Below are 23,661 nucleotides of genomic sequence, written 5' to 3'. Positions count from 1 at the left end.
TCCCTTCGTTTTCTCTTTTAAATCAATCGCTCACTACACTTGGTTACACCTAATACGTTGCCAGGAAGTGATCATGACCAGAAAGAGAACCTCAATGACCAATATTAAAGAGATTTTGCGTCTCAAACATGAGTGCCATTTATCCACGCGGCAGATTGCTTCTTGTTTGAATGTCGGCCGCTCTACCGTGTCCGATGTCCTGACTCGTTTCAAACAAAGTGACTATTATTGGCCCCTTGCCAGTGACGTTTCCGATACCGATCTGTCTAAAGCGCTGTATCAAGAAAAACCGGCTAATCGCCTGAAAGTGATGCCGGACTTTGCGTACTTTTTTATCGAACTCAAGCGCAAAGGGGCGACGAAGCAATTGTTGTGGGAAGAATATGTTGCCGAGCACCAAGAGCGCACTTATGGCTACAGCCAGTTCTGCGAGTACTTCCGTCGTTGGCTCGCCACACAAAAACGCAGTATGCGTCAACTCCATACCGCAGGTGACAAGTTATTCATTGATTATTGCGGACCGACTATCCCGATCGTCAATCCGGAAACGGGCGACGTTCGCCACTCACAAGTGTTTGTCGCCACACTGGGAGCGTCTAACTACACCTACGTTGAAGCCAGCGAAAGTCAAAAGCTGGAGCATTGGCTACAGTGTCACGCCAATGCGTTTGAACACTTCGGTGGCGTTCCCGCTTTATTGGTGCCAGACAACTTAAAAGCTGCCGTGACAAAAACAGATCGTTATGAGCCGAAACTCAACGACAGTTATCGTCAGTTAGCGCATCACTATCAAACCGCCATTATGCCGGCTCGTCCCTATAAACCCAAAGACAAAGCCAAGGCCGAAAATGCGGTTCTGATTGTCGAACGCTGGATCATGATGCGCCTTCGTCATCGCACCTTCCATACCCTAAGAGAGCTGAATAATGCGGTTCGAGAGCTGATGAACGCTCTGAACCAACGGCCGATGCAAAAGATTGGCGTGAGTCGCCAAGCCCTTTTTGACACCCTCGATAAACCCGCGTTGAAACCGTTACCGATGCAGAAGTATGTCTACACAGAACATAAACGCGCCAAAGTGGGACCGGATTACCACATTGAGTACGCAAAGCATTATTACTCGGTACCGCATCAGCTTGTGGGTCAATATGTGACGCTGGAAGCGACGTCGCAGATCATACAAATCTTCCATCAAGGTCAGCCCGTCTCGTCTCACCCAATCAGCCGAAAAGACTATGGTCTGAGCACCCACATGGAACATATGCCGAGCCATCATCAACATCAAAAATGGTCACCAGAACGCTTAATCGGATGGAGCAAGCAGATTGGTGTCGCCACCGAAAACGTCATCAAACAACAGATCCTGTCCAAAGCCCATCCAGCCCAAGCCACTCGTCGCTGTCTTGGCATACTGAGTCTCGCGCGCAAACATGGGGATGTCCGCCTAGAGCAAGCCTGTCAGGATGCCTTACTGGTCAACAAACCTTCTCTGCGCTTTATCCGAAATCTGCTCGATCATCATCGGGAAGGCACACTGTCTCTTCCTTCTGACTCGACACCCGACACCCCGCACAGCAATGTTCGCGGGCCACACTGCTACCACTAGGAGAACAACATGAATCACCTGACTGAACAACTCAAAATGCTGCGACTGAGTCATGCCGTTACCGCGTTAGAACAACAACGAGAACAGTTAACCACCTATGGAGAACTGGACTTCGAGCAACGTCTCACACTGCTCCTTGACAGTGAGCTGCTAGGCAGAAATCATGGCAAAATCGAACGGCTCAAACGACAAGCAAAACTGCGCGTAGAAGCCAGCGCCAGCCAACTACTCTACAAAGAAGGGCGTGGACTAAAGCGCATCCAACTAGGAGAACTGTTGACAGGAGGTTACCTGCAAAAGCATCAAAATATCCTCATCACAGGCCCAACGGGCGCGGGCAAAACCTATGTTGCCTGCGCCCTTGCCTCACAGGCGTGCGAGCAACTTTATAGCGTTCGCTATCTGCGCCTGAGTCGACTGCTGGATGACCTCAGCCTTGGCCGCTTAGACGGCACCTATCAAAAACAACTTGCCGCCCTCGCCAAAAAGCAGCTGCTGATACTCGATGACTGGGGGATGGAAAAACTCAGTGCCGATCATGCAGGCCATTTATTAGAGCTTTTAGAAGATCGTTACCAAACCAGCAGCACGATCATGATCAGTCAACTGCCAGTGAAAGAGTGGTACAACATGATAGGCAATGCCACGGTTGCGGACGCTTTACTGGACCGTTTAATCCACAACAGTCACCGCATAGAACTAGGAGGAGAATCGATGAGAAAACTGGCGCAATCCGGACACATGGAGTAAAACTAGAGACTGAGAAAATGAAGAGAAAAAGGTGTCCGGATTAAAACGGTACCGGTGTCCGGAATCAGCGGAATATGCACTGAATCAATATACTCATTCTCGTCCATAAATGGGCTATCAATAGCATTGTCAGAGTCTTCCGTATCAGGACGCCAAGGAAGAGGAGTATCAGAACTATGATCACTCAAAACTTTAACAACGAAACTCTCTGAACGATGACATTTAAGAATATTGGCGGCAAACACACCCCACACGACATCCCCATCTTTATTTATGTATTTGAACTTCTTGCCAGCTATACTTAATTTAGTTCTGCCAGAAAATGGAAAAGTTGCTTTGATTGAAAAAGGTGTATGTGAAGATGCTGTTTTGGAATTAAACGCATTATTTACCGCAGTTTCTTTTATATGATCTGACGGACATGAAAACCAATGACGACCCCCTGGAGAACAATGTCCTCTGTAAGCAACGAATTGCTCTAAGCGGCTCAGTCTCATTTTTACCTTAATATAAGGCTCTTCCCATGAAAAATAACGATCTACATCATTTGTCAGGATATGATTTATAAACTCGCTGCTGACCCCCAAATAACAGAGATATAGTTCAGAGCATGGCACAACTAGGAACTGTGTTTGACTATTCTCCAACACAGGAACAATGGCAAAAATTGAGTCTCTTGAAATATATTTGTAATTTTTTCCGTATTGCATTGCCCTATTAGGTACGGCACATGGAAAAGTCTTACCATTGAGCTCAATTTCATCACTTGCGTGTACAAAACGAATCTCTGAGGTATCAATCTCATAATTGAGGTCAAATGGACTCAGACGGTTAATCCTAATCCCATTCTCCCAACATGAGCCTATTAGATATTTTGAAAGCCTATTGAGCGGTTCTTTAATACATTTTTGCTCCCCTGTAGGCATTCCTTTTATTAGAGGTGATTCAATACCATCAGAAGTGACTTGGGAAAAATACACGAACACCTGTGGGGCAAGGTTATCTTTAAATTCAATGCCACCGAAGCCATCGACTCTCCATAACCCATCCATTCTCTTTAACTTTTTTGACTCAAACAATGCAGTATCCTCTGATATGAAATGCCTTACAAAAACCAAAAAATGACTATTTTTAAAAATATAATAAAAACTAGTCACACTCAACCCCTTTATAAAAATGGATTATTTTAGTATTATGACTAGAAATTAAAAACCAAACCAAAGTAGCCATGAAATGAACAATGAATTTGACATCGTCGTTTTAGCTAAACTAGCACTCGCTGGCAACGAAGCGGACATTAGACTCTACCTTGCAAAAGCAGCTAGAAAACTTAGGCAATCAGACTCTGAAACAAGCAAAAAAATTGAAGAGTTACTAAAAGTAAATCCCACAAGATCTGCTGACGTACTGCGAAAATCAATGGCCTCTTCTAATGGGGCAAATGTACTTAAACCATCAGACGACAGCGCAATACCTCTACTCAAATCGCTTTCTATTGCAGAGTTGGAGCACCATACTCCAATTCTATCGCCTTCACTTAAAGTGCAACTTTTACAAGTAATCGAAGAGCGGAATCACATCAAGACCCTTAAAGAATTAGGCTTAGCTCCTTGCAGCTCCATCATATTTCAAGGCCCTCCTGGGGTAGGAAAAACATTAACAGCGAGCTGGTTGGCATCAAAGCTACAATTACCGTTCTACACTTTAGACTTAACCGCAGTCATGAGTAGCTATTTAGGAAAAACAGGTAGCAACCTTAGATCTGTCATTGATTTTGCTAAATCCCATCCTTGCGTACTACTCCTCGATGAGATTGACGCCATAGCTAAAAAACGAAGCGATGATGCTGATGTGGGAGAGTTAAAAAGACTAGTTACTGTCATGCTTCAGGAACTAGAGGCTTGGCCAAGCACAGGACTGCTCGTCGCCGCAACAAATCATCCAGAATTAGTAGACCCGGCTCTTTGGAGAAGGTTTGATTTAACAATAAACTTTACACTTCCTTCAGAGGAGCAAACCAAAACAGCTATTACAAACTTTCTTGGTAACGATTTAAAGCACTTCCAGAATTGGTTACCGCTATGCGTTCAGGCTCTCAAAGGAACCTCATACAGCAATATAAAAAAACATATTCAAAATCTTAGAAAAATTAGGGTTCTAGACCCAATATCTTTTGAAAAGAAAATAGCAAAGAATTTACTTTCCGACACTCAAGCAATGACAAGAGCAGAACGTATTGAACTAGCTGTTCGTTTAGTTTTTGAGTTTAAAATGTCGCAAGTGAACGCCTCTGAGCTAACGGGAGTAAGTAGGGACACTATTCGAAAAAAACTAAAGGAACACGCTAAGTAGGGAGAAGAAATAATGCAAAAAAACAAAAACTACTTGATAGGTAAAGCCGAAGTATTAACTGAGCTAACACCTCCACCTAAGATGACACCCAACACGAACAAGCTATACTCGTTTGATGAAGTAATACAACGACTTTCACCTCAATTCAAAGAGACTGTCAAGTATATAAATAGCCTACCGCCTGAGGTTTGCCCCAAAGATTACGCTGTTACTAAATTAACCTTACACCCTTCATTTATTTCGAAAGGGCACTTCCCCCAGAAATTACTAAGAGAAATGGGAAGTCGCTCAATAGGGAGCAAAGCAAACAATGTAAAACCGGATAAATGGACCAGAAAAGGCCCCCCTCAGACTTCGCCAACAACCAGCATTTTCGTCGCTGGAAAGCGTTCAAAGCTTAAAGAATTTTCAGAACAATTAGACCAGCTTCGAGACGACAATCCAAGTGCAGAGGACTTATCTAGAATATGGAGTATTGAACCAGTTCAATCTAAGGAGAAAATAAAAAGCGGACTTGGTTTTGAAAAAGAAGGATATTTTGAAGCAGGAATTCAACTCATCCCTGGAACGTCTTCAGACTTCATCAAAAAATCTTTCCTAGAATTTGCCCGATCATTAAAATATGAAGTTGCAGAAGATCTATCAATTACCACGTCCAATCTATGGTTTGTCCCATTTTCAGGTTCAAAGGATGACTTAATAAAGCTTGCAGACCACGCATTCGTAAGAGTTTTAAGACCCATACCTCAACTAAGAAGCTTTATACCAAATATGAGAGCTTCCGGAGTCAGATCTACAATATCGCTCCCCACAGAACCCCCTATCGCTAATGATGTTGACGTAGCAATTTTAGATGGAGGCCTTCCAGATAATTCAAATTTACTCCCATGGATTAATAATTATATTGTATCAGATCCAAAATCTAGCAATCTAGAAGATGGGGTAGATCATGGCCAAGGAGTAACTTCAGCATTCCTATTCGGGCCATTAGAACCAAATCAGCAAGCGGAAAGACCTTTTACATACGTTGACCACCATAGGATTCTTGACTCATCAATACAAAATGAAAACCCATATGAACTATACCGAACATTAGGTCATCTAGAAGATATTTTACTCTCGCGCCAGTATGAATTCTTAAACTTAAGTTTAGGACCAATCCTCCCAGTAGAGGACGACGAAATCCATGCATGGACTTCTTTAATTGACAGATATCTTGCTGATGGTGAAACATTCATGACAATCGCTGCAGGTAATAATGGAGAACAAAACAGCGAACTTGGTTATAACAGGATCCAAGTCCCTTCAGATAGTGTTAATGCTATAGCTGTTGGATCTGCTACATCAACAAATGATCTATGGGCAAAAGCAACATACAGCGCAGTTGGACCAGGAAGATCACCAGGAAGAATAAAACCAGATTTGCTAGCGTTTGGTGGATCTCATAATGAATATTTTCACATCCTTAGCAACTCCAAAATCAATGAGATAATCCCTGTCCAAGGAACCAGTTTTGCAGCACCATATGTGCTTCGCAAAGCAGCGGGCATTAGAGCCTTAATGGGACACTCAATATCAGCCGTTGCCCTTAAAGCTTTGCTAATAAATGGTGCAAATCAAAACTCTTACGATGAATCAGAGGTAGGATGGGGGAAAGCTCCCGATAATATCGAATCACTTATTGAATCACCGGATGGAGTAGCTCGAATTCTTTATCAAGGTGAACTTTTACCTGGAAAGTATTTGAAAGTTCCTGTACCGATTCCTGATGGTGGTATCAATGGAAAAATCATGATAAGAGCCACATGCTGTTTTGCTACACAAGTAGACGCCCAAGATACTTCCATGTATACAAAAGCGGGAGTGGAAATTTCCTGGTGCCCCAAAGACGGTGGGAAAAAAGAATCTTTCTTCAAACAAGAAAAAAAAGCCACAGAAGCCGAACTTAGAAGAGATGCAGCAAAATGGGAAACCACATTACATGCTGATTTAAACAAGTACGGAAAGACACTAGATAGGCCATATTTTGAATTACACTACATGGCTCGCGAAGGAGGAGGCGCTATAGGCGGCAGTAAAGCCCCTATGATAAAGTATGCATTCGTAGTTACTCTTTCAGCACAAAAACATAAAACCATATTTAACGATATCCTTGCTGCTTACAACGGCATACTAACTGAAATCAAACCACGAGTTACTATCCCAGAAAGAATTCGAGTCTAAGAATACTCAACATACAGAAGTATCAATTGTAGTTTCTTGAGGATTAAAACTTGCAGTATATAGGCAGCAGAGTGTAAGTGGGTATTACAAATGCCAATTAAACAAAACGCAAAACCTTTAGATCTTTCAGATGAGCCTGATAAGGCGCTGTGCCGAATACTTACTCTAGATGGTGGAGGAGCCAAAGGCTTTTATACTTTAGGCGTGTTAAAAGAGATTGAGGCACTAATTGATTGCCCTTTGAGTGAAAAGTTCGACCTTGTGTATGGCACTAGTACGGGTTCGATAATTGCAGCACTAATTTCTTTAGGCTATGAAGTTGATCAAATCCACGAGCTTTACAGTCAATATGTTCCAGTCATAATGTCGTGCCGCTCAGCAAAGCGCAGGAGCAAGGCATTACACAACCTTGCACATGAGGTATTTAGAGATAAAAAATTCGAAGACACTAGAACCAACTTGGGAATTATCGCCACTCAATGGAGGACAGAAAAACCTCTTATTTTCAAAAGGAACGAGACATTAGTTCATGGAAGAAAAGCCACATTTATCCCAGGCTTTGGTATCAAAATCGCGGATGCCGTCCAAGCATCGTGCTCTGCATATCCATTTTTTGAAAAAAAGACGGTTATCACTTCAAATGGCGACAAGCTGGAGCTAATTGATGGAGGTTATTGCGCTAATAATCCAACTCTGTTTGCAATAGCGGATGCAAGTACCGCTTTGAAAATAAAACATAGCCAGATCCGAGTTGTTAATATCGGTGTTGGCACCTATCCAGAACCTAACCCAGGAATTTTTAAAAGACTTATTAAGAAGTGGCTAGCAATACAATTACTTCAAAAGACTTTAGAAATAAATACACAATCTCTCGATCAGCTTCGAAATGTGCTTTTCAAAGATATTCCTACCATCCGAATCAACGATACTTTTGAGCGAGCGGAAATGGCTGTAGACATGCTAGAAAATCGGATCGAAAAGCTAAACATCTTACGTCAGCAAGGCCGTGAATCTTTTGCTAATGAAGAAATGCGACTGAAGGAGTTTTTACTTTAAAAGACAGCGATCTATCCTAGCAACGTCATAACAAAAACGGATCAAGGTGGTGAAAGTGACAAGAAAGTATATTGACCTTTTTATGTGGGGATACCAAGAACATTTTTGCAATAGTATTTATTACTTAACCAGCAAAGCTTTAGAAGAAATAGGAGCCCCTAAAGACATTGACGTGTTGCTAGTTGGAGCCCTTCGTCCAGATGGGCAGAAGCAACATAAAGTCTGTGTTGAGCCCGAAGATAAAAAATGGCCCCTATCTTTGTTTAAGAACTTACAAGATAACATTGAGATTACTGTCCAGAATCACAAGCTGCAAAACATGTTTTTTAGTGATGCACCAAGCATGCGAGATAAGCCAGAGTGGATAAGACGCGACTCTGTTCAATCTACGGTAAAGGCAGCGTTACAACAATATGACGATAAAAACAGAGTAAAGTCCTTTTGCGGTGAGCCTCGGTGCATTGACGACTATTATGTTGTACCAGTAATACAGATGCCAATTTCAACCCTAGAACGCCACCCCCCATTAGAGGATATTCCCAAAAAGAGTCAGCAGGGAAACGGATATAGAAGCTATATCCATGCCGTTATTAGCACAATTCTCCAAGAGGCAACCAAGGAACTCCAGGATCCGGATCCTGGAAGGCACTCTTTTCACAATCGCAGATCCTCATCAGAGATAGTGAATCTAGCTGCGAGAAGCTTTTTACATACTCCAGGCCTATCCACAGAGCGCTATTACAATCATGCCGAATTGTTTGATTCATTGAATTTGATATCCTCTCTCTTCTATGAAAGAACAAAAGGTACTGGCCAGCTAATCTTAATTGACCCAGACAATGAGCATTTAGAGTATGCAATAAGATTCCAAGAGCCTATCTTATTTGAAGAACATCGATGGGTGAGAAAAGTACTACAAATGGCTACCACAGGCATGGACATTATCGCAAATAGTAGAGAGCTATATGGACTTGGAAAACTAAAACAGACACATAATCCAGAACAGCAAGATGCATTTATCGTATCGTTTGTTGATTACTACATCTGGGAGCTTAGATGCGGAAACAAAGCGCTAATACGAAGCCATTTTTCTAACCCCAGTTTGCCACAAGAACTCTTCGATCAATCATCATTTTACGCTAGTTATTTAAGATTATTTCCTAGTGTGACAAAACAAGAGGCAGTACACGCTTGGGAACTGCTTAAGGCCCAGATAAGGCTTGAATCTGGAAGCATGATCATAATTGCGCAAGATGCAGCCAATGAAGCAAATAGATTGAAACAACAAGGCACTTGTATTATTCCAACCACACTGACCGAATCTCTGCTTGAGAGTGTCAGTGGTATTGATGGCTCTATACTAGTCGATCCACATTTAGTCTGTCACGCGGTCGGAATTATTCTCGATGGCGACGCAACCGATGAATGCACTCCTTCACGAGGATCAAGGTACAATTCTGCTATTGCATATACCGGAGCAATCCGGACACCCATTCCGATATAACTCGGACACCCATTCCGTTTTTATCCGGACACCTATTACGCTCTAAACCGGACACTTTTTGGCTTTCCCCGGAATCCCTGTCCGGATTAGCGTAAACCCTGTCCGGATTCACCGGAATCCCTTCGTTTTCTCTTTTAAATCAATCGCTCACTACACTTGGTTACACCTAATACGTTGCCAGGAAGTGATCATGACCAGAAAGAGAACCTCAATGACCAATATTAAAGAGATTTTGCGTCTCAAACATGAGTGCCATTTATCCACGCGGCAGATTGCTTCTTGTTTGAATGTCGGCCGCTCTACCGTGTCCGATGTCCTGACTCGTTTCAAACAAAGTGACTATTATTGGCCCCTTGCCAGTGACGTTTCCGATACCGATCTGTCTAAAGCGCTGTATCAAGAAAAACCGGCTAATCGCCTGAAAGTGATGCCGGACTTTGCGTACTTTTTTATCGAACTCAAGCGCAAAGGGGCGACGAAGCAATTGTTGTGGGAAGAATATGTTGCCGAGCACCAAGAGCGCACTTATGGCTACAGCCAGTTCTGCGAGTACTTCCGTCGTTGGCTCGCCACACAAAAACGCAGTATGCGTCAACTCCATACCGCAGGTGACAAGTTATTCATTGATTATTGCGGACCGACTATCCCGATCGTCAATCCGGAAACGGGCGACGTTCGCCACTCACAAGTGTTTGTCGCCACACTGGGAGCGTCTAACTACACCTACGTTGAAGCCAGCGAAAGTCAAAAGCTGGAGCATTGGCTACAGTGTCACGCCAATGCGTTTGAACACTTCGGTGGCGTTCCCGCTTTATTGGTGCCAGACAACTTAAAAGCTGCCGTGACAAAAACAGATCGTTATGAGCCGAAACTCAACGACAGTTATCGTCAGTTAGCGCATCACTATCAAACCGCCATTATGCCGGCTCGTCCCTATAAACCCAAAGACAAAGCCAAGGCCGAAAATGCGGTTCTGATTGTCGAACGCTGGATCATGATGCGCCTTCGTCATCGCACCTTCCATACCCTAAGAGAGCTGAATAATGCGGTTCGAGAGCTGATGAACGCTCTGAACCAACGGCCGATGCAAAAGATTGGCGTGAGTCGCCAAGCCCTTTTTGACACCCTCGATAAACCCGCGTTGAAACCGTTACCGATGCAGAAGTATGTCTACACAGAACATAAACGCGCCAAAGTGGGACCGGATTACCACATTGAGTACGCAAAGCATTATTACTCGGTACCGCATCAGCTTGTGGGTCAATATGTGACGCTGGAAGCGACGTCGCAGATCATACAAATCTTCCATCAAGGTCAGCCCGTCTCGTCTCACCCAATCAGCCGAAAAGACTATGGTCTGAGCACCCACATGGAACATATGCCGAGCCATCATCAACATCAAAAATGGTCACCAGAACGCTTAATCGGATGGAGCAAGCAGATTGGTGTCGCCACCGAAAACGTCATCAAACAACAGATCCTGTCCAAAGCCCATCCAGCCCAAGCCACTCGTCGCTGTCTTGGCATACTGAGTCTCGCGCGCAAACATGGGGATGTCCGCCTAGAGCAAGCCTGTCAGGATGCCTTACTGGTCAACAAACCTTCTCTGCGCTTTATCCGAAATCTGCTCGATCATCATCGGGAAGGCACACTGTCTCTTCCTTCTGACTCGACACCCGACACCCCGCACAGCAATGTTCGCGGGCCACACTGCTACCACTAGGAGAACAACATGAATCACCTGACTGAACAACTCAAAATGCTGCGACTGAGTCATGCCGTTACCGCGTTAGAACAACAACGAGAACAGTTAACCACCTATGGAGAACTGGACTTCGAGCAACGTCTCACACTGCTCCTTGACAGTGAGCTGCTAGGCAGAAATCATGGCAAAATCGAACGGCTCAAACGACAAGCAAAACTGCGCGTAGAAGCCAGCGCCAGCCAACTACTCTACAAAGAAGGGCGTGGACTAAAGCGCATCCAACTAGGAGAACTGTTGACAGGAGGTTACCTGCAAAAGCATCAAAATATCCTCATCACAGGCCCAACGGGCGCGGGCAAAACCTATGTTGCCTGCGCCCTTGCCTCACAGGCGTGCGAGCAACTTTATAGCGTTCGCTATCTGCGCCTGAGTCGACTGCTGGATGACCTCAGCCTTGGCCGCTTAGACGGCACCTATCAAAAACAACTTGCCGCCCTCGCCAAAAAGCAGCTGCTGATACTCGATGACTGGGGGATGGAAAAACTCAGTGCCGATCATGCAGGCCATTTATTAGAGCTTTTAGAAGATCGTTACCAAACCAGCAGCACGATCATGATCAGTCAACTGCCAGTGAAAGAGTGGTACAACATGATAGGCAATGCCACGGTTGCGGACGCTTTACTGGACCGTTTAATCCACAACAGTCACCGCATAGAACTAGGAGGAGAATCGATGAGAAAACTGGCGCAATCCGGACACATGGAGTAAAACTAGAGACTGAGAAAATGAAGAGAAAAAGGTGTCCGGATTAAAACGGTACCGGTGTCCGGAATCAGCGGAATATGCAGCTATCAGATATGTTCGCCCTTTTCAAACAAATAGACTAGCATTTGTTGTTTCTGATGATAAAACCGTAGATGTTATCCCGCCGGTTAGAAATCTAATTAGTTCATCCAAAATCGAAACTCAAATATTTGAACTAGAATCCGCTACTTGGGAAAACTATCACCGCCCACGCAATTGGCTTAATGAGCATCGCTTCTATATTAACAGCAATCAATGTGAACGAATTAATAAAGCATTAGAAAGAATTGATTCCGAGCCTAAAGAACCTAATTATATTTATTTTAAAACCGATCCGTTTGAGGTCGACCCACAAATGGATGACAGCTACTTGGTTTCTTAGACACTATGACCACTAGTGTAGAACATCATGTACGTAACCCAAACTTCTCGGGTGGCGTCAGGACTTCAGTAAAAATAGATATTTGGCATTAAAGTATCATACTAGCTGTAACTCATTTCTGGACAAAACCTTCTTAGAGCAACCACTTAAATTAGAGAAGTATGGATAACTTTTTGTATCATAAAATCGCGTCGTAAAGTGTCCAGTCTAATTGGTACAGATCACTTTAAGATCTGGACAACTATCATGACACTGGGGGTAGCCACGATCTTGCTACTGAAGTGGACAGGTTCAGCAGCAGTATTAAATTGATGATATGGAACACTTGTGGTTATCACTTTCCAAACATATTCTTGGCACCATCGTTCCACTGTCAAAATCATAAACAATCACCTTAGGGTGATGTACATCATATGCTTGTCCAATAAACACTGATGCAGCGTTTGATGCACAAGGAAACAAATGGATAGTTTGTGCGGCATACTCTGATTTGAGGGCATGAAACATTGACTGAAGAACAGAAGTAAAAGCCTTTCCGTCATCTGGATGCGATACTGCACCATTGCCCATAAACTGTTCCTTCGCACGAATTGTAATCATTTGCGCACCTGTCTTCGTGCAAACTGAATTAGAAGCTTGAACTAAGCTTTCTGGTTCAGCCGTCAAGGCAATATTTATTACAAAATCAGTTCCTTTTTCTAATTTATCAAACCCAACCACTTCATAAAACTCACCGACAGGATCTATTGCAGGCCATGACCAACTACCAGATTCTCTAAATCTAAGCATAGGAGTAACCGCATTCTTGTTCCCTATTTTTGCGCCGAAACCAATAAGCGCTGAAGTTGGTCCAAAACCAAACAACGCAGCATTAAATCCAAACTCTTTGGTTTGTTGGATAATCTTATCGGCGGAAGCCTGAATAATATTCGGCATTAGAGCCCAAAATAAGTTTGGTGATTCAACTAAAAGCTCTTCATTATGACTTAATATGTTGATCTGCTGGTGCATCCTTCTTTTAATTCTAGAAAGACTGTTGGCAACTTGCAGGTATGAAGGGGGAGAAACTGTTTGAGAATTTACAGGCCACAATACAGCGTAAACAGGGATTGGTTGGTATTTCAAGCCATCCAATAAACTATTTGCAATAAGACCGAATTCCTTCCTCATCGCAGACAGTGTCGATGCAGGATAGTCACTAGCGGCAACCTTATCAATTAACCGATGATGTTTATCACATAAAAGCAACACATTGTTCGGATCATTTGACAATTTTTCTGATAACTCGGTAATCCCTCTTGCGCCTTTTTCAGAAGAAGCAACATTGTGAGCTAAGTATGCATAGTTACCTGTCGTACCTGAAACCTCATCGTAATCAAGCTTTTCACCGCACCCCGTAAACATGCAACGGCCAAAACTATCCCGCCAAACTGTTTCCTTTGTGCCTTTTGTGAAGTCTGGACCACGGCCTGTTTTTTTCCTTTTTCCTTCAAAACGAATGAACAACGTTTCTAACTCATCTAGCGTTAGCTCAGCGCTCTGTGCCTCCGCTTTCCCCCAGATACTCGCTATACTATGTAAATGAGTTAAATCATCGCGCGTTATTGCATAACCTTGAAGACATCTGTAAGTAACTGTTTCAGATTCAGCAGATAAGGTATTTATACAAGACTTAATCACATTTGGCTCTAGGCAAAGGCGCATTGTGGCAGTTAATTCTTCGTTCAACATTAGCAAAATGATGGTATTCCTATCATCTTCATCAGTTAAAATCCCTACACGGTTCCAACTGACCAAGTTTCGAAGATTGTCGAAGTACTGACCGAAAGTATCCATCGAATCTAATGGTGAGCTTGCCGCCTGATTACAGAATTGATCAGCCTTATTACCCATCAATGTTCCTCTTTGCTATTTCTAAATTACCGTTAATGTTAATGTAAACATTTACTTGCTCAATCCCCACTATTGCAAACACAAGTTGCCTGTCAGGGTTCCGCAACGTACATTGAGCCCAGTCATTCAAATCAATAATTGAGGGTTCTGGTACACATTGTGGATGCGTATGCCAAGTTCCAATATAACCCAGCTCACCATTTGATTGTTCAAATGCTTTGTCTATTGCCTGTTGATGAAATGGGTCTCTCATCACAAACCTTGCTCGCTGGCTAATATCTTTTTTCTTTGGTGTTGTACACCAGTCGATCCAAATCTTGCATTCACCTTCAGCTCGTGAACCAATCAACGCCCCAAACTGTTCCGTATCCTTCCGTTTGATTTGGCGGTGTTCCAGCCAACATTCATAGACCTGCTTGTTGACCCGCAGTTCGACACTTGAACCGACAAACAAGATACCTTCATCAGTTACAGACATCACAATCCTCATGAATCAAAGGCTTAATCTGCAAAGAGTCACTAAATTGATAGAACCTATTAGTCAGCGATACTCCATGAGCCACTGCTTCATGTTCACTGCCTTTCCAGCTAACTTTTGAACTGGCAGTAATTTTCCCTTCTAGGTATTTGATAGCCAAATCGCTCGCAATTAAAGCCGTTTGCGCAGAGCAAATAGCGCTATAGGAAATAAACTGCTCACCACAGCCTGACATATTAATAGTGACGCCTTGGTTTGGCTCGATGAAGTTAAGGTTAGAGTTAAGCCCTCTGGTCAACGTATCAGGACAAACATAGGCACAAAGTAAGCAACCCTTACTATCCGGAATATCTAGTACAGCATGCCCACCTACGCCAAAACCTTCAAGCCAAGTATTAATGACCGGAACTTTTATGCCTTTTTCCAAAAGATACTCTTTAAAAAGTCGCTCATGAGTCGGGCTACCAATGGCTATAACAATCAAATCATAAGAACTAATCAACTGAGAGTTTCTGAGTTCCAGCAGTTTCTTTTTCGAAGGAACAGCTTTGGACCATAAGAACTGGCGTGTTAGGTGGTAACTGAGGCCATAAGATTTCTCTAGATTCAAATACTCCTCGGGCAAGATATGCCGGTATAAGTTATCTATCTGATAAATATCATTGTCATAGATCTCTAGGTTTTGAATCCCGGCGGCTGAAAGCTTGTGTGCTATCTCGCTCCCAACAGATCCAGCTCCAATCAAGGCAACCTTGCTTGTCGCTAGATCTAAATTTGCACCACCTCTTGGCAGCACAGCTTCTTTATTGAAAAGCCTTATAGGAACAGCCTTAACCTTCCAGTGTTTTAACTGAGCTTCAGTTAACGGCAAAGATTGCTTTTTACCTATTTTGCTTTTGAAATATAAGCAAAACCAGACCTTTCCTGATGGTACTTGAGCATTGAAAACAATCCAGTACTCATGAGTCTTCCACCTCCCATAGTTCTCACGCAACTTTTTCAGAAGATTAGGTTCTTGCTTTAACAAGACTGCTAAATACCAAGTTGTAAGCTGTTCTTTTTCTAACGGTGCTGGCTCTATTTCAGTTAGAGGCAAAACTACAGCTTTACCAGCAAGATTTCTTCCTGAGCTATCCTGCCAGTAAACTTTCGCCGCTGCTGCTAGATCAGTATTTTGAGATTGCGCCAAATAGTAAGACCTAACGCCAAACTTAAAATTTTTTACAGGCCTATAAACATCTATCTCTTCCAGAGCCCCGCCATCATTAGTAAGAAGTACGGGTCTTTCATCAAAATCACAAACATTTAACCAGCAAGATTTAAACTCTCGTAATAGCTCTTTCCGGTTCCAATCGGGTTCAGTAACCGCTCTATTCAAAATACCTATGTGGCGATTAAGAGACTCCTCAATCGCCAGCAATGGCATATTGAAGTTTACTGAAACAGAATCCTTATCATTGACACAGATACTGCCATACTCAACATCAGCAGCTTTGAAACTCAGGACATGCGCTAAATGACCTACATCGCGCGGATTCATAAGAAAAAAAACAGGTAAACCAGTGATCTCTGATGTTAGAAAGTGTATCAGTTCTATTTTTTTCTCTTCAATTTCAAGGCTGACTGTAATAGCCCCAGCCCCATTAAAGTCCTGTGCTTTGCAATCAAAGCCTCTGCTGATTAAATGCTCAACAATTTCCTTAGATGCTATCATTAAGCCCCCTGTGATGTACCCGAGGCTCCGGCTGTGGCGTATGTAGCCTTTTTAACATTGGATGAACTACTAGGTACTTCAAAATCATCGCCAAACACTTGGTTCAGTATCTTGCACTGCTTAACCAAGTCTGTTTCATCAATAGCTTTATCTAACTTATCTCTTAACGACTTCAGCTTGTTATAGAACTGAGTGCCGATATTTAGACTGCTACCATCAAAGATATCTCTATATGGTGATTTGGGTAAGTAAACCCTTACCTTATAAAGTTCGTCACCTTGATAACTAAAATAACTACCACTCAACATGGCATTTACAGTGTTTCGAAGTGCAACTAAATCGTTAGCTTTATCACTATCATCCAAGCTTGGCGAGAATTGCTCTTTTGCCATCACGGTTAAGCCTATGGAAAACACTTTCTTAGCAACATCTGTACTAAATTTGTGATCTCTCCAGCGCTTTAGGTACCTAACAATGCGCTTATATTGCCCAAGCTTCTTACTCGCTGAACCAAGGTAGGCTGAAGAGTTATTTATCCAGTCCTTTAGCCCTTTAGGATCCGAGTCAGACCATTCCTTATTGCCTTCGCTAGAGTTCTTTTTGCCTACAGCTAACTCATACTCACCGTTTTGCTCTCGATAAACCGGGATGTCGATATGTAGATTTTTACTAGCGTAGTCGGCGGTTACACATGGCTTTTTAATCTTGGCGTTTATGAAGCCTCGGTCCTCTAGGACCTTCAGAACGATTTTTTTAACTTTGACAGGGTCATCTGGTGAACCATCAAAAGCAATCACTATAGCTCTATCAATGTCGAAATCTTCACACGGATTCTTGACCCCAGTACCTGTTGACATAGATCCTTGAAGAAAGTCTTCTATTACTGGGTAGCCTTCGTCCTTCAAAGCACTTTTTATAGCATTTAAGATGCTGTCATCCCTTTCACGAGCATCTTTGTACTCTCTATCTTCACGACTTATCTTAATCTTATCGTGAAACTTAATAAATTTTGCTTGAATACTCATAGGTCTCCTCGGTCTTCCGAATGTGATAACACTATATGTAGTAGATTTACAAACACCAAAACACAACATATAGTATACAGATTGGCTTTACAAGTTATGTCAATCACACTTTGTATTGATGAAAAACACAATAAACCGCAATGTAAGCAGACACTTATTGTATATGGTGACAAAGTCGAGGCATTCCTAGAACCACCTTTGATTAATTGGTTTCACACATCCCTCCCAAAACACCGTAGTTTACTGACCGCTCATTGCAATTCTCTTGGCGTGAGTGGTGGCATTAGAAAAATAGGTCAAACCGCCTCTCCGTGGTTTGTGAATTTGATCGTGCTGGCATGGAATGGGGCTGATTGGAGCTAGCTACAAAAGCTAGCTCGCTTGGGAGGCTTCATATCTTAGATGTACTAACGAGTAAATGGAGTGATCATGCTCTTTTAACTGCAGTAAACGGATTTTTCTCACCTAGTCAAATGCGTTTTCTAAGTAAATTTTCAGGCTTATAGTATTACCAAAACTAAGTTCAATTATGCTTTGCCGCAGCGAGCAGGTGTTAAATTGAAACACATAATGGGGCAGAAATGTTTCAGCCTAAACAGTCTGAAACGAAGATGGACAATTCCGATTTACAATGCTGATGTAGTTTTAATATCTCGGCTAATTCTTAGTATCGAAAGCACATTACCAGCAACACACCACTGACAAAACTCTATAACCCCCTACCATCACTCTGTTTCCACTAACCGCTCTAATGGACTTGGACATTTGGGGCAATGAGAAATTAGTTCTTCTTTAACTGAATAGTAATATGGTAACCAAATACACATATCATTGGATATAATGATGTCATAAGCAATTGAAGGTACTTTGTAATTTCCAAGTTTACGGTCATGCTTAAGTACATCTGACAGTGCAAGATCTTCTGGGTTATAGATATAAACTAGGCTAGGCTGTCGAGCATAAGCCTCTTCATCCTCGGGCATGCCAAAGGCTAGGTAAGTAGCTTTAACTCCATTGATAGGCTCTTGAATTTTACACCAATCTATTATCTTACTTAAGCTATCGCTTGATATCTTCCTAGCAAAGTCACCATGCTCTTCACAAACACCAAACTCAGCAATGCTACCTAGTGCAAACCTGTAGGACTTCTCTTCACTGACAAAGGGAAGACTAAAATAGTTTTGCATTTGAGGAAGTGAAGTCCTACTAGTTCTGCATAACTCAAGCAACATCAACTGAAATTGGTAGAGATTCTGCTGCTGCCTATCAGGAAACCCATGTATATTCACATTGTCGAGTTCAGCAACTTTATGGCTAAGGAATTCTGCTTTACCATCAGAACCGAACGCAAAGAATCCCCTGTCTAAGATAAATACAAAATTTGGGTAGTAATCACTAGGGTTTTCAACTGCATAAGTCTTTAGGTGCTTAATAATTAGATCCCAGTTCATATCACTACAATAAGAGAAAAGTACCCCAAAGCCTTGAGGGTTCAGCTTCTTATATGATCTAAGATTATCTAGCCCCGACTTTAATTCTTTTGTGGTTAGCTTAGACTTAACTTGAATTACACCATATGTGTTCTCTACTGGGTAAACCTCATACACGTTATTTCTATTCATTAGCGTGACTAGTTCATCTTTATCATACAAGACAATGTCCATTTCGTGACTTAAATGCCCCGATGGAGAAGCCACCCTTACACTAGTAGAAGACACTGAATATTTTTTAGGTAAGCACCCATTATTCAAGAATTCTCTGAGGATTGTCTCTCTAGCATTGCCTACATCTCGTGGATGCTTGATATCTTTTGTTGTTTCATACTCTACAATCATCTTCGCTTGGTAGTTGTAGAATTCTCTTTCTAAACCATGAAACTCCCTATCTTTCGATCTTAAAGCAATAGCTCTTTTTGCTCTGTCTATGATTGATTCTCGAAGACTTGTTTCTTTTTTTTCAAAGCTATTTTTTTTAGGCATTACAGCTCCTAACAAAGAGTCTTACTAGTTGCATATTTTTTGCAGCATAACATGTTGGTGTGAAGACCACGATTATCTAGGTACTGCACTGGTATGAGAAAAATTAAGTCAATTGACGCGTTGGTGAGATGTAATGTCAGTCAATGCTAGCTTACTTTGGGGCAGAACCGAGCTAGTCACAGTAGCTAGCCCAGCATTGGACATTTTCGAGTTAAAGCCTTAACTCTAACTCGTCTGTTTTGGATAAAAATGTTTATGGCGGCAAAAAAAGCAGAGCGAAGTGGCCCTTTTTAACCATTTGCCTTGTTTGACCCCACCGATAGCATGACACCAATCCCCCCCACTATCACGCGCCGAGTCTTCGACGGTATTCACTTAGTCGCTGGTATCGAGCATCTTGCCCAAGCTGTGGATCAGCCTGCACGATGTCGTCCAAGCATTGCCCCAACTCCCGGGGCGCCCACTGTTGGTCGGCAATCACTGAATTCAACAGCAACAGTGCCTCCGTTGGGAATCGTTTACACAGGCCAGATTCGACAAGTAGATGAACGACGTAGAGAGGGTGTTCAATGGGTCGCAGCCAGTCCTGCACCGCAGCCAAGGCCGCCGGAAACTCGCCTCGGGCAGCAATGACCAACCGGGTCAAAGACTCGGCGATTCGCGGGGTGGCTAAGTCGCGGGACTTTGGCCAGATCTGTTGCCAGAACGGCTGGACACGGTTTTTCCAGTAGTCCTCACGCTGATCGGCTGCACCTTCAAGCGCCTGGGAGAGCGCCTGCGCAGATTCCTCTAGGCCTTCTTGTGGAAGCTCACCAATCGCGGATCGGAACTCATCTGCGGAGTATTCCTCGGTCGGGCCCAATGCTGCATAGGTTAGGAACGCCGAGAATTGCTGCCGATGCTCGCCAAGGTCGGCGTAGCGGTTTGCGCTCTCCAGGAACTCTGGCTTGAAAGCAATCAACAAGGGCTGATACAAACGAGGAGACCATAGAAAACCTTCCCACACTGCTTTTGCTTCGGCCGGATTACTCCAACTGAAAAGCGGCAACAGGTATTGCTCCGTCCATGGACGGTCTACGCGGAAAAATGCAATTAGCCGCGACCCCAGCAGTACCCTGCCGTGGCGGAATCGGTCCTCTTGCACGTCGCACAGGGTCGTGAAAATGGGCTTGAGGTCGGCTGGAAGCAGATCGTTGTCATTCGGGTTCTTCTTGAACCAAAGATTGATCAGGGCTTGAGTGACATGCCCAATGGGATGGTTGATTGCAGAACTGACGGGGTCGTAGGTTTCGACACCATTACGGATGATGCGGGAACCTGAGTCAGCTTCGAACGGCAGCGAAAGCACGCGACGGCACAACTCCAGCAGAATGTCCTCGTGGCGATTGATCGATTTGGATGTAGCTTCCATCCACCACGTTACACTGTGAGCAATCTCCTGAAGTACGGCATCGGGCATGGTCTGAACCAACGGTGCTGCGTATCGCCAGGAGCGCAACACTGATCCTTCTTCGACCCAGGCCTGCAGAGCCTCGCGCCATCGGCCAGCGGGCCATACGCTATCCTGTGCCAAATCATATAATGCGGTCAGACTATGAAAGAAACGCGTGCGGCAAACGTCACGCCACGTATCTTCGTAGAAAGGTCGCGGTCCCGGCGGCGGCTTTGTGAGCCATTGCACCAGCTCCTGCCGCTTGCGGGGAGCAATATCGACGTTTCGACTGTCCTCGTAATCAGGATCGCCAGTGCCACTCATCCAGTGCGAGAACTCGTCACGCTCGTTGGTCGCCAGCTGCCATTGCGGATAGGCATTGGAAATTTCCGCCAAGCGTACCGCTGCATCTGCTCCAAGAGCGAGGCCCGATGTGTTCAGTTTGGCCAGATGCAGCCAGACAGAGCGAGCCACCAAGTCTTGCCATCGATCTGGCTCCAGATCATCCCGATACATATCGCGTGGTGGACCCGCCAAGATGGCTGCCTCCAAACGCTCTTGAGCGCCCTCTTCCAACTGCCGCGCCTGTAGAATGAACAGTCTGAACACCTCCCGCCCCGTATCTGTGGACCACAGCCACCACGCCCCATCGGTCAGCAGCCAATCCACCCATTGCTCGGACGGGATGCAACCATCCTGACTGGCGGCAAACAGGGCAAGGCGTTTGAAGGTGGGGTATGGCAATTCAAACCAGTTCTGTGCGATTCGTGTCGCGCGCATGCTGTCGTTCGCGCGAACCGCTAACCATGCATCGCGCAGCAATTCAATCAGGCTCGCCCAGTCTCGGAAGCCCCGGTTCTGCCAATGTTGCGTAATGGACGGGAGATCCCAATGCGACCGGTCGCTGTGGTCGTCGGCCTCACCCAACTCGTGTAACAGATCCAGTGCATCACGCAATAGCTGCTGAAAATCCTCCAGCAGGAGCGGCAGGGCCGATGTCCAGTTCTCGTCGGCTAAGTCGCGCAAAGTAGATTGCACGTGATCAGCGGCCAGCACGAGTTCCCAATTCACCAATTGGTTGATCCGCGCAGGCTCGTCGGTACTGTTTGAGTCGTCGTCACCCAAGCGAAACGGCTTCTTCAAGACGACCTTGGGTGCAAGCAACTCCCGCAACTCCAGACGCAGTGTGGAGGTCAGCCCATCTCGCTTCAGTCTACCATTCCAGCGATACAGATTGGGGTCGTACCATGGGGATTTCACTCGGCCGCTAAGCAATAGCCGCCATAAGGTGCGCATAAGGGGGCTAGGAATGGCTTTGGGTGAGTGTAAACGGATTTCAGCCAGCTCAGAGGTCTTGCCATCACACTCCAATGAAGCAAAACGGTCCAACTCATTTTCGATAAGCCATTGCCAACTGTCATGCAGCTTCCCACCATTTTGCGCAATCCAGATGACCAGTCTCGGGTCATCTAGGTGGCGTACAAACAATCGTGCCAATTGAAACATCACGTTATCCAATTTGCTTTCGGTCAGGCTACCGGAGACAAGCTGCATAGGTTGTGTATGGTCATATGGTGCAGGCCTACGAATCAAACTGAAGCGCAGTTTTATGTCCACTTCGTCTCGCGGCGGCACACCAAAGCGGACCAGATCGCCGTGCCCGAAACGCTCATCCGAGAAGGGTTCCAACAGCCAGTCAAGCGAAGGGGTGGGGTTGAATTCGGCGAAACGTTTAGCCGGCAAGCCCGATTTATCCGATAAGGCCCAAAGCATCCGTCCTACAAAATCGTCCTGCCGCGTGCTGTCCTGTGGCCGGGCCAAGGCGTGCTTGACGATGATGGCCTCTTTGCCTTGCACACCGTCGCGGTAGGTGTCTGCCCATACGTGCAAAGTCTGGTGCAGCGCTGAGTGGTCGTAACTGTCAGCGGGTACGTTATAAAGGATGGGCGTGACGCCCTTGGCTTCCCACTCGATGGTCTTGCTTTGCTCTTGCCCCGATTCGCAATCGCCCAGCGCCCAGGCCTGCGGCGTAACTTCGCCCAGCATCCGGTCGGCTGCCAGCGCATCCATCATGTAGCGAAGCACCGGATCGTTGATGCTGTAACCCACGAAACAGACCACGTAATTGCGGAACAACTCGCTTACAAAGCGTGCAGCCCAGCGCTCTGTGAGGTAGGCCAAGCCGAAATCACCGCTGGTGACAACTAGACGGTTCAGGATCGTGTCGTCCATCTTTTCGGATAACAGGCCGTGCAGATAAACTAGCCCGTTCCAACGGCTGTTTTTTGGGATTGGCAGCATCGGAGCGGCGTACTCTTGGAACGCTTGACCCGTGCGCTTGGCCGCCACATGAAAGATGCGATCAAAGTTAGTGGTGACCAGCCGCATCGCGCCCTCGCGACTGCGCGCAAGATGCAACAGTGCCGCTTGTGTATCGGTAGCCCCCTTGCGGCGGAGCTTCGGCTTCAAGGCATTTGCCAGAGCGCGACGGACTGCTAGACGCTGGCCCGGCAAGCGCCGTTCGAGCAGATCAAGTGTGGCATCGAACTGCCCACGCTCGAAGGCCTCTCGTTCAATATCCGAAAGTGCCGTCCCGCTCAGCCGGTAAATTTGCTCTACAAGTCCCTTGAAACCCGGTAAGCCAGCAGGATAGGAAATTCCTGCACCGCAGAAGAACACCACGCGGCCTTCCTCGTGGGCCTGCAAGAGCGCATCTGGAATGTCAGGGCCGTCCGTGATGAATTGCATTCCTATATTT

The 23,661-nt window shown here is 44.8% G+C and carries 17 protein-coding genes; 10 read left to right on the top strand and 7 right to left on the bottom strand.

Annotated elements, in window-relative coordinates:
• Positions 1 to 73: 73 nt before the first annotated feature.
• Positions 74 to 1,606: an IS21 family transposase gene (gene istA, locus AC0VYI_RS03910; protein ID WP_475443430.1), complete on the top strand. Its 1,533-nt coding sequence runs from the start codon at positions 74 to 76 to the stop codon at positions 1,604 to 1,606.
• A 9-nt stretch (positions 1,607 to 1,615) separates the two neighbouring features.
• Positions 1,616 to 2,356, top strand: coding sequence for an IS21-like element helper ATPase IstB (gene istB, locus AC0VYI_RS03905; RefSeq protein ID WP_475443432.1), 741 nt, complete (start codon positions 1,616 to 1,618; stop codon positions 2,354 to 2,356).
• A 2-nt stretch (positions 2,357 to 2,358) separates the two neighbouring features.
• Here the strand turns inward: istB (AC0VYI_RS03905) and AC0VYI_RS03900 are convergent, their stop codons facing one another.
• Positions 2,359 to 3,513, bottom strand: a complete 1,155-nt coding sequence (locus AC0VYI_RS03900) for a hypothetical protein (RefSeq protein WP_475447460.1) — start codon at positions 3,511 to 3,513, stop codon at positions 2,359 to 2,361.
• A gap of 76 nt (positions 3,514 to 3,589) precedes the next feature.
• Between AC0VYI_RS03900 and AC0VYI_RS03895 the strand changes: the two genes are divergently transcribed.
• From AC0VYI_RS03895 to AC0VYI_RS03865, 7 genes are all read left to right on the top strand, one after another.
• Positions 3,590 to 4,708, top strand: coding sequence for an AAA family ATPase (locus AC0VYI_RS03895; RefSeq protein ID WP_475447459.1), 1,119 nt, complete (start codon positions 3,590 to 3,592; stop codon positions 4,706 to 4,708).
• A gap of 12 nt (positions 4,709 to 4,720) precedes the next feature.
• Complete coding sequence (locus AC0VYI_RS03890; RefSeq protein WP_475447457.1) at positions 4,721 to 6,931, top strand: S8 family peptidase; 2,211 nt, start codon at positions 4,721 to 4,723, stop codon at positions 6,929 to 6,931.
• Positions 6,932 to 7,021: 90 nt separating this feature from the next.
• Positions 7,022 to 7,987 carry a patatin-like phospholipase family protein gene (locus AC0VYI_RS03885; RefSeq protein WP_475447456.1) on the top strand — a complete coding sequence of 322 codons (966 nt, stop codon included), beginning with the start codon at positions 7,022 to 7,024 and terminating at the stop codon, positions 7,985 to 7,987.
• 55 nt (positions 7,988 to 8,042) lie between these two features.
• On the top strand, positions 8,043 to 9,491 hold the full coding sequence (locus tag AC0VYI_RS03880) for a hypothetical protein (RefSeq protein ID WP_475447454.1): 1,449 nt from the start codon (positions 8,043 to 8,045) through the stop codon (positions 9,489 to 9,491).
• 190 nt (positions 9,492 to 9,681) lie between these two features.
• Positions 9,682 to 11,214: an IS21 family transposase gene (istA, locus tag AC0VYI_RS03875; RefSeq protein WP_475443430.1), complete on the top strand. Its 1,533-nt coding sequence runs from the start codon at positions 9,682 to 9,684 to the stop codon at positions 11,212 to 11,214.
• A 9-nt stretch (positions 11,215 to 11,223) separates the two neighbouring features.
• Entirely contained in the window at positions 11,224 to 11,964 is a 741-nt protein-coding gene (gene istB, locus AC0VYI_RS03870; protein WP_475443432.1) for an IS21-like element helper ATPase IstB, read from the top strand.
• Positions 11,965 to 11,995: 31 nt separating this feature from the next.
• Complete coding sequence (locus AC0VYI_RS03865; protein WP_475447453.1) at positions 11,996 to 12,382, top strand: hypothetical protein; 387 nt, start codon at positions 11,996 to 11,998, stop codon at positions 12,380 to 12,382.
• Between the two features lie 303 nt (positions 12,383 to 12,685).
• Here the strand turns inward: AC0VYI_RS03865 and AC0VYI_RS03860 are convergent, their stop codons facing one another.
• The 4 genes from AC0VYI_RS03860 to AC0VYI_RS03845 are packed head-to-tail and all read right to left on the bottom strand — an operon-like array spanning position 12,686 to position 17,492.
• The gene (locus AC0VYI_RS03860; protein ID WP_475447451.1) at positions 12,686 to 14,275 is read right to left on the bottom strand and encodes an SAVED domain-containing protein; all 1,590 of its coding nucleotides are present in this window, start codon (positions 14,273 to 14,275) and stop codon (positions 12,686 to 12,688) included.
• Positions 14,268 to 14,753 (bottom strand): Mov34/MPN/PAD-1 family protein, encoded by a 486-nt coding sequence (locus AC0VYI_RS03855; protein ID WP_475447449.1) that lies wholly within the window; start codon positions 14,751 to 14,753, stop codon positions 14,268 to 14,270. The genes AC0VYI_RS03860 and AC0VYI_RS03855 overlap by 8 nt, the downstream gene beginning before the upstream one ends.
• Positions 14,740 to 16,467 (bottom strand): ThiF family adenylyltransferase, encoded by a 1,728-nt coding sequence (locus AC0VYI_RS03850; protein ID WP_475447447.1) that lies wholly within the window; start codon positions 16,465 to 16,467, stop codon positions 14,740 to 14,742. The genes AC0VYI_RS03855 and AC0VYI_RS03850 overlap by 14 nt, the downstream gene beginning before the upstream one ends.
• Complete coding sequence (locus AC0VYI_RS03845; protein WP_475447445.1) at positions 16,467 to 17,492, bottom strand: cyclic GMP-AMP synthase DncV-like nucleotidyltransferase; 1,026 nt, start codon at positions 17,490 to 17,492, stop codon at positions 16,467 to 16,469. The genes AC0VYI_RS03850 and AC0VYI_RS03845 overlap by 1 nt, the downstream gene beginning before the upstream one ends.
• Positions 17,493 to 17,588: 96 nt before the next feature.
• Between AC0VYI_RS03845 and AC0VYI_RS03840 the strand changes: the two genes are divergently transcribed.
• Positions 17,589 to 17,855, top strand: coding sequence for a hypothetical protein (locus AC0VYI_RS03840; protein ID WP_475447444.1), 267 nt, complete (start codon positions 17,589 to 17,591; stop codon positions 17,853 to 17,855).
• Positions 17,856 to 18,217: 362 nt separating this feature from the next.
• On the opposite strand, the gene AC0VYI_RS03835 is transcribed toward AC0VYI_RS03840, so the two are convergent.
• Together AC0VYI_RS03835 and dsr1 are read right to left on the bottom strand one after the other, a co-directional pair.
• Complete coding sequence (locus AC0VYI_RS03835; RefSeq protein WP_475447442.1) at positions 18,218 to 19,471, bottom strand: DUF6602 domain-containing protein; 1,254 nt, start codon at positions 19,469 to 19,471, stop codon at positions 18,218 to 18,220.
• 346 nt (positions 19,472 to 19,817) lie between these two features.
• Complete coding sequence (dsr1, locus tag AC0VYI_RS03830) at positions 19,818 to 23,651, bottom strand: anti-phage defense-associated sirtuin Dsr1 (RefSeq protein WP_475447441.1); 3,834 nt, start codon at positions 23,649 to 23,651, stop codon at positions 19,818 to 19,820.
• Positions 23,652 to 23,661: the final 10 nt, after the last annotated feature.

Source organism: Marinomonas sp. 63XJN7_9_ISO-PGPR-S23-217 (assembly GCF_056173515.1).
The sequence above is the reverse complement of the archived record's forward strand: the minus strand, read 5'-3'. Positions and strand labels throughout refer to the sequence as shown.

Bases quoted from the DNA above. Each gene is read 5' to 3' on its own strand.
- AC0VYI_RS03845 (WP_475447445.1), bottom strand. From the start codon at position 17,492: ATGAGTATTCAAGCAAAATTTATTAAGTTTCACGATAAGATTAAGATA.
- AC0VYI_RS03850 (WP_475447447.1), bottom strand. From the start codon at position 16,467: ATGATAGCATCTAAGGAAATTGTTGAGCATTTAATCAGCAGAGGCTTT.
- istB (WP_475443432.1), top strand. From the start codon at position 11,224: ATGAATCACCTGACTGAACAACTCAAAATGCTGCGACTGAGTCATGCC.
- AC0VYI_RS03860 (WP_475447451.1), bottom strand. From the start codon at position 14,275: ATGGGTAATAAGGCTGATCAATTCTGTAATCAGGCGGCAAGCTCACCA.
- dsr1 (WP_475447441.1), bottom strand. From the start codon at position 23,651: ATGCAATTCATCACGGACGGCCCTGACATTCCAGATGCGCTCTTGCAG.
- istA (WP_475443430.1), top strand. From the start codon at position 74: ATGACCAGAAAGAGAACCTCAATGACCAATATTAAAGAGATTTTGCGT.
- istB (WP_475443432.1), top strand. From the start codon at position 1,616: ATGAATCACCTGACTGAACAACTCAAAATGCTGCGACTGAGTCATGCC.
- AC0VYI_RS03890 (WP_475447457.1), top strand. From the start codon at position 4,721: ATGCAAAAAAACAAAAACTACTTGATAGGTAAAGCCGAAGTATTAACT.
- AC0VYI_RS03895 (WP_475447459.1), top strand. From the start codon at position 3,590: ATGAACAATGAATTTGACATCGTCGTTTTAGCTAAACTAGCACTCGCT.
- istA (WP_475443430.1), top strand. From the start codon at position 9,682: ATGACCAGAAAGAGAACCTCAATGACCAATATTAAAGAGATTTTGCGT.
- AC0VYI_RS03840 (WP_475447444.1), top strand. From the start codon at position 17,589: ATGTCAATCACACTTTGTATTGATGAAAAACACAATAAACCGCAATGT.
- AC0VYI_RS03855 (WP_475447449.1), bottom strand. From the start codon at position 14,753: ATGTCTGTAACTGATGAAGGTATCTTGTTTGTCGGTTCAAGTGTCGAA.
- AC0VYI_RS03885 (WP_475447456.1), top strand. From the start codon at position 7,022: ATGCCAATTAAACAAAACGCAAAACCTTTAGATCTTTCAGATGAGCCT.
- AC0VYI_RS03835 (WP_475447442.1), bottom strand. From the start codon at position 19,471: ATGCCTAAAAAAAATAGCTTTGAAAAAAAAGAAACAAGTCTTCGAGAA.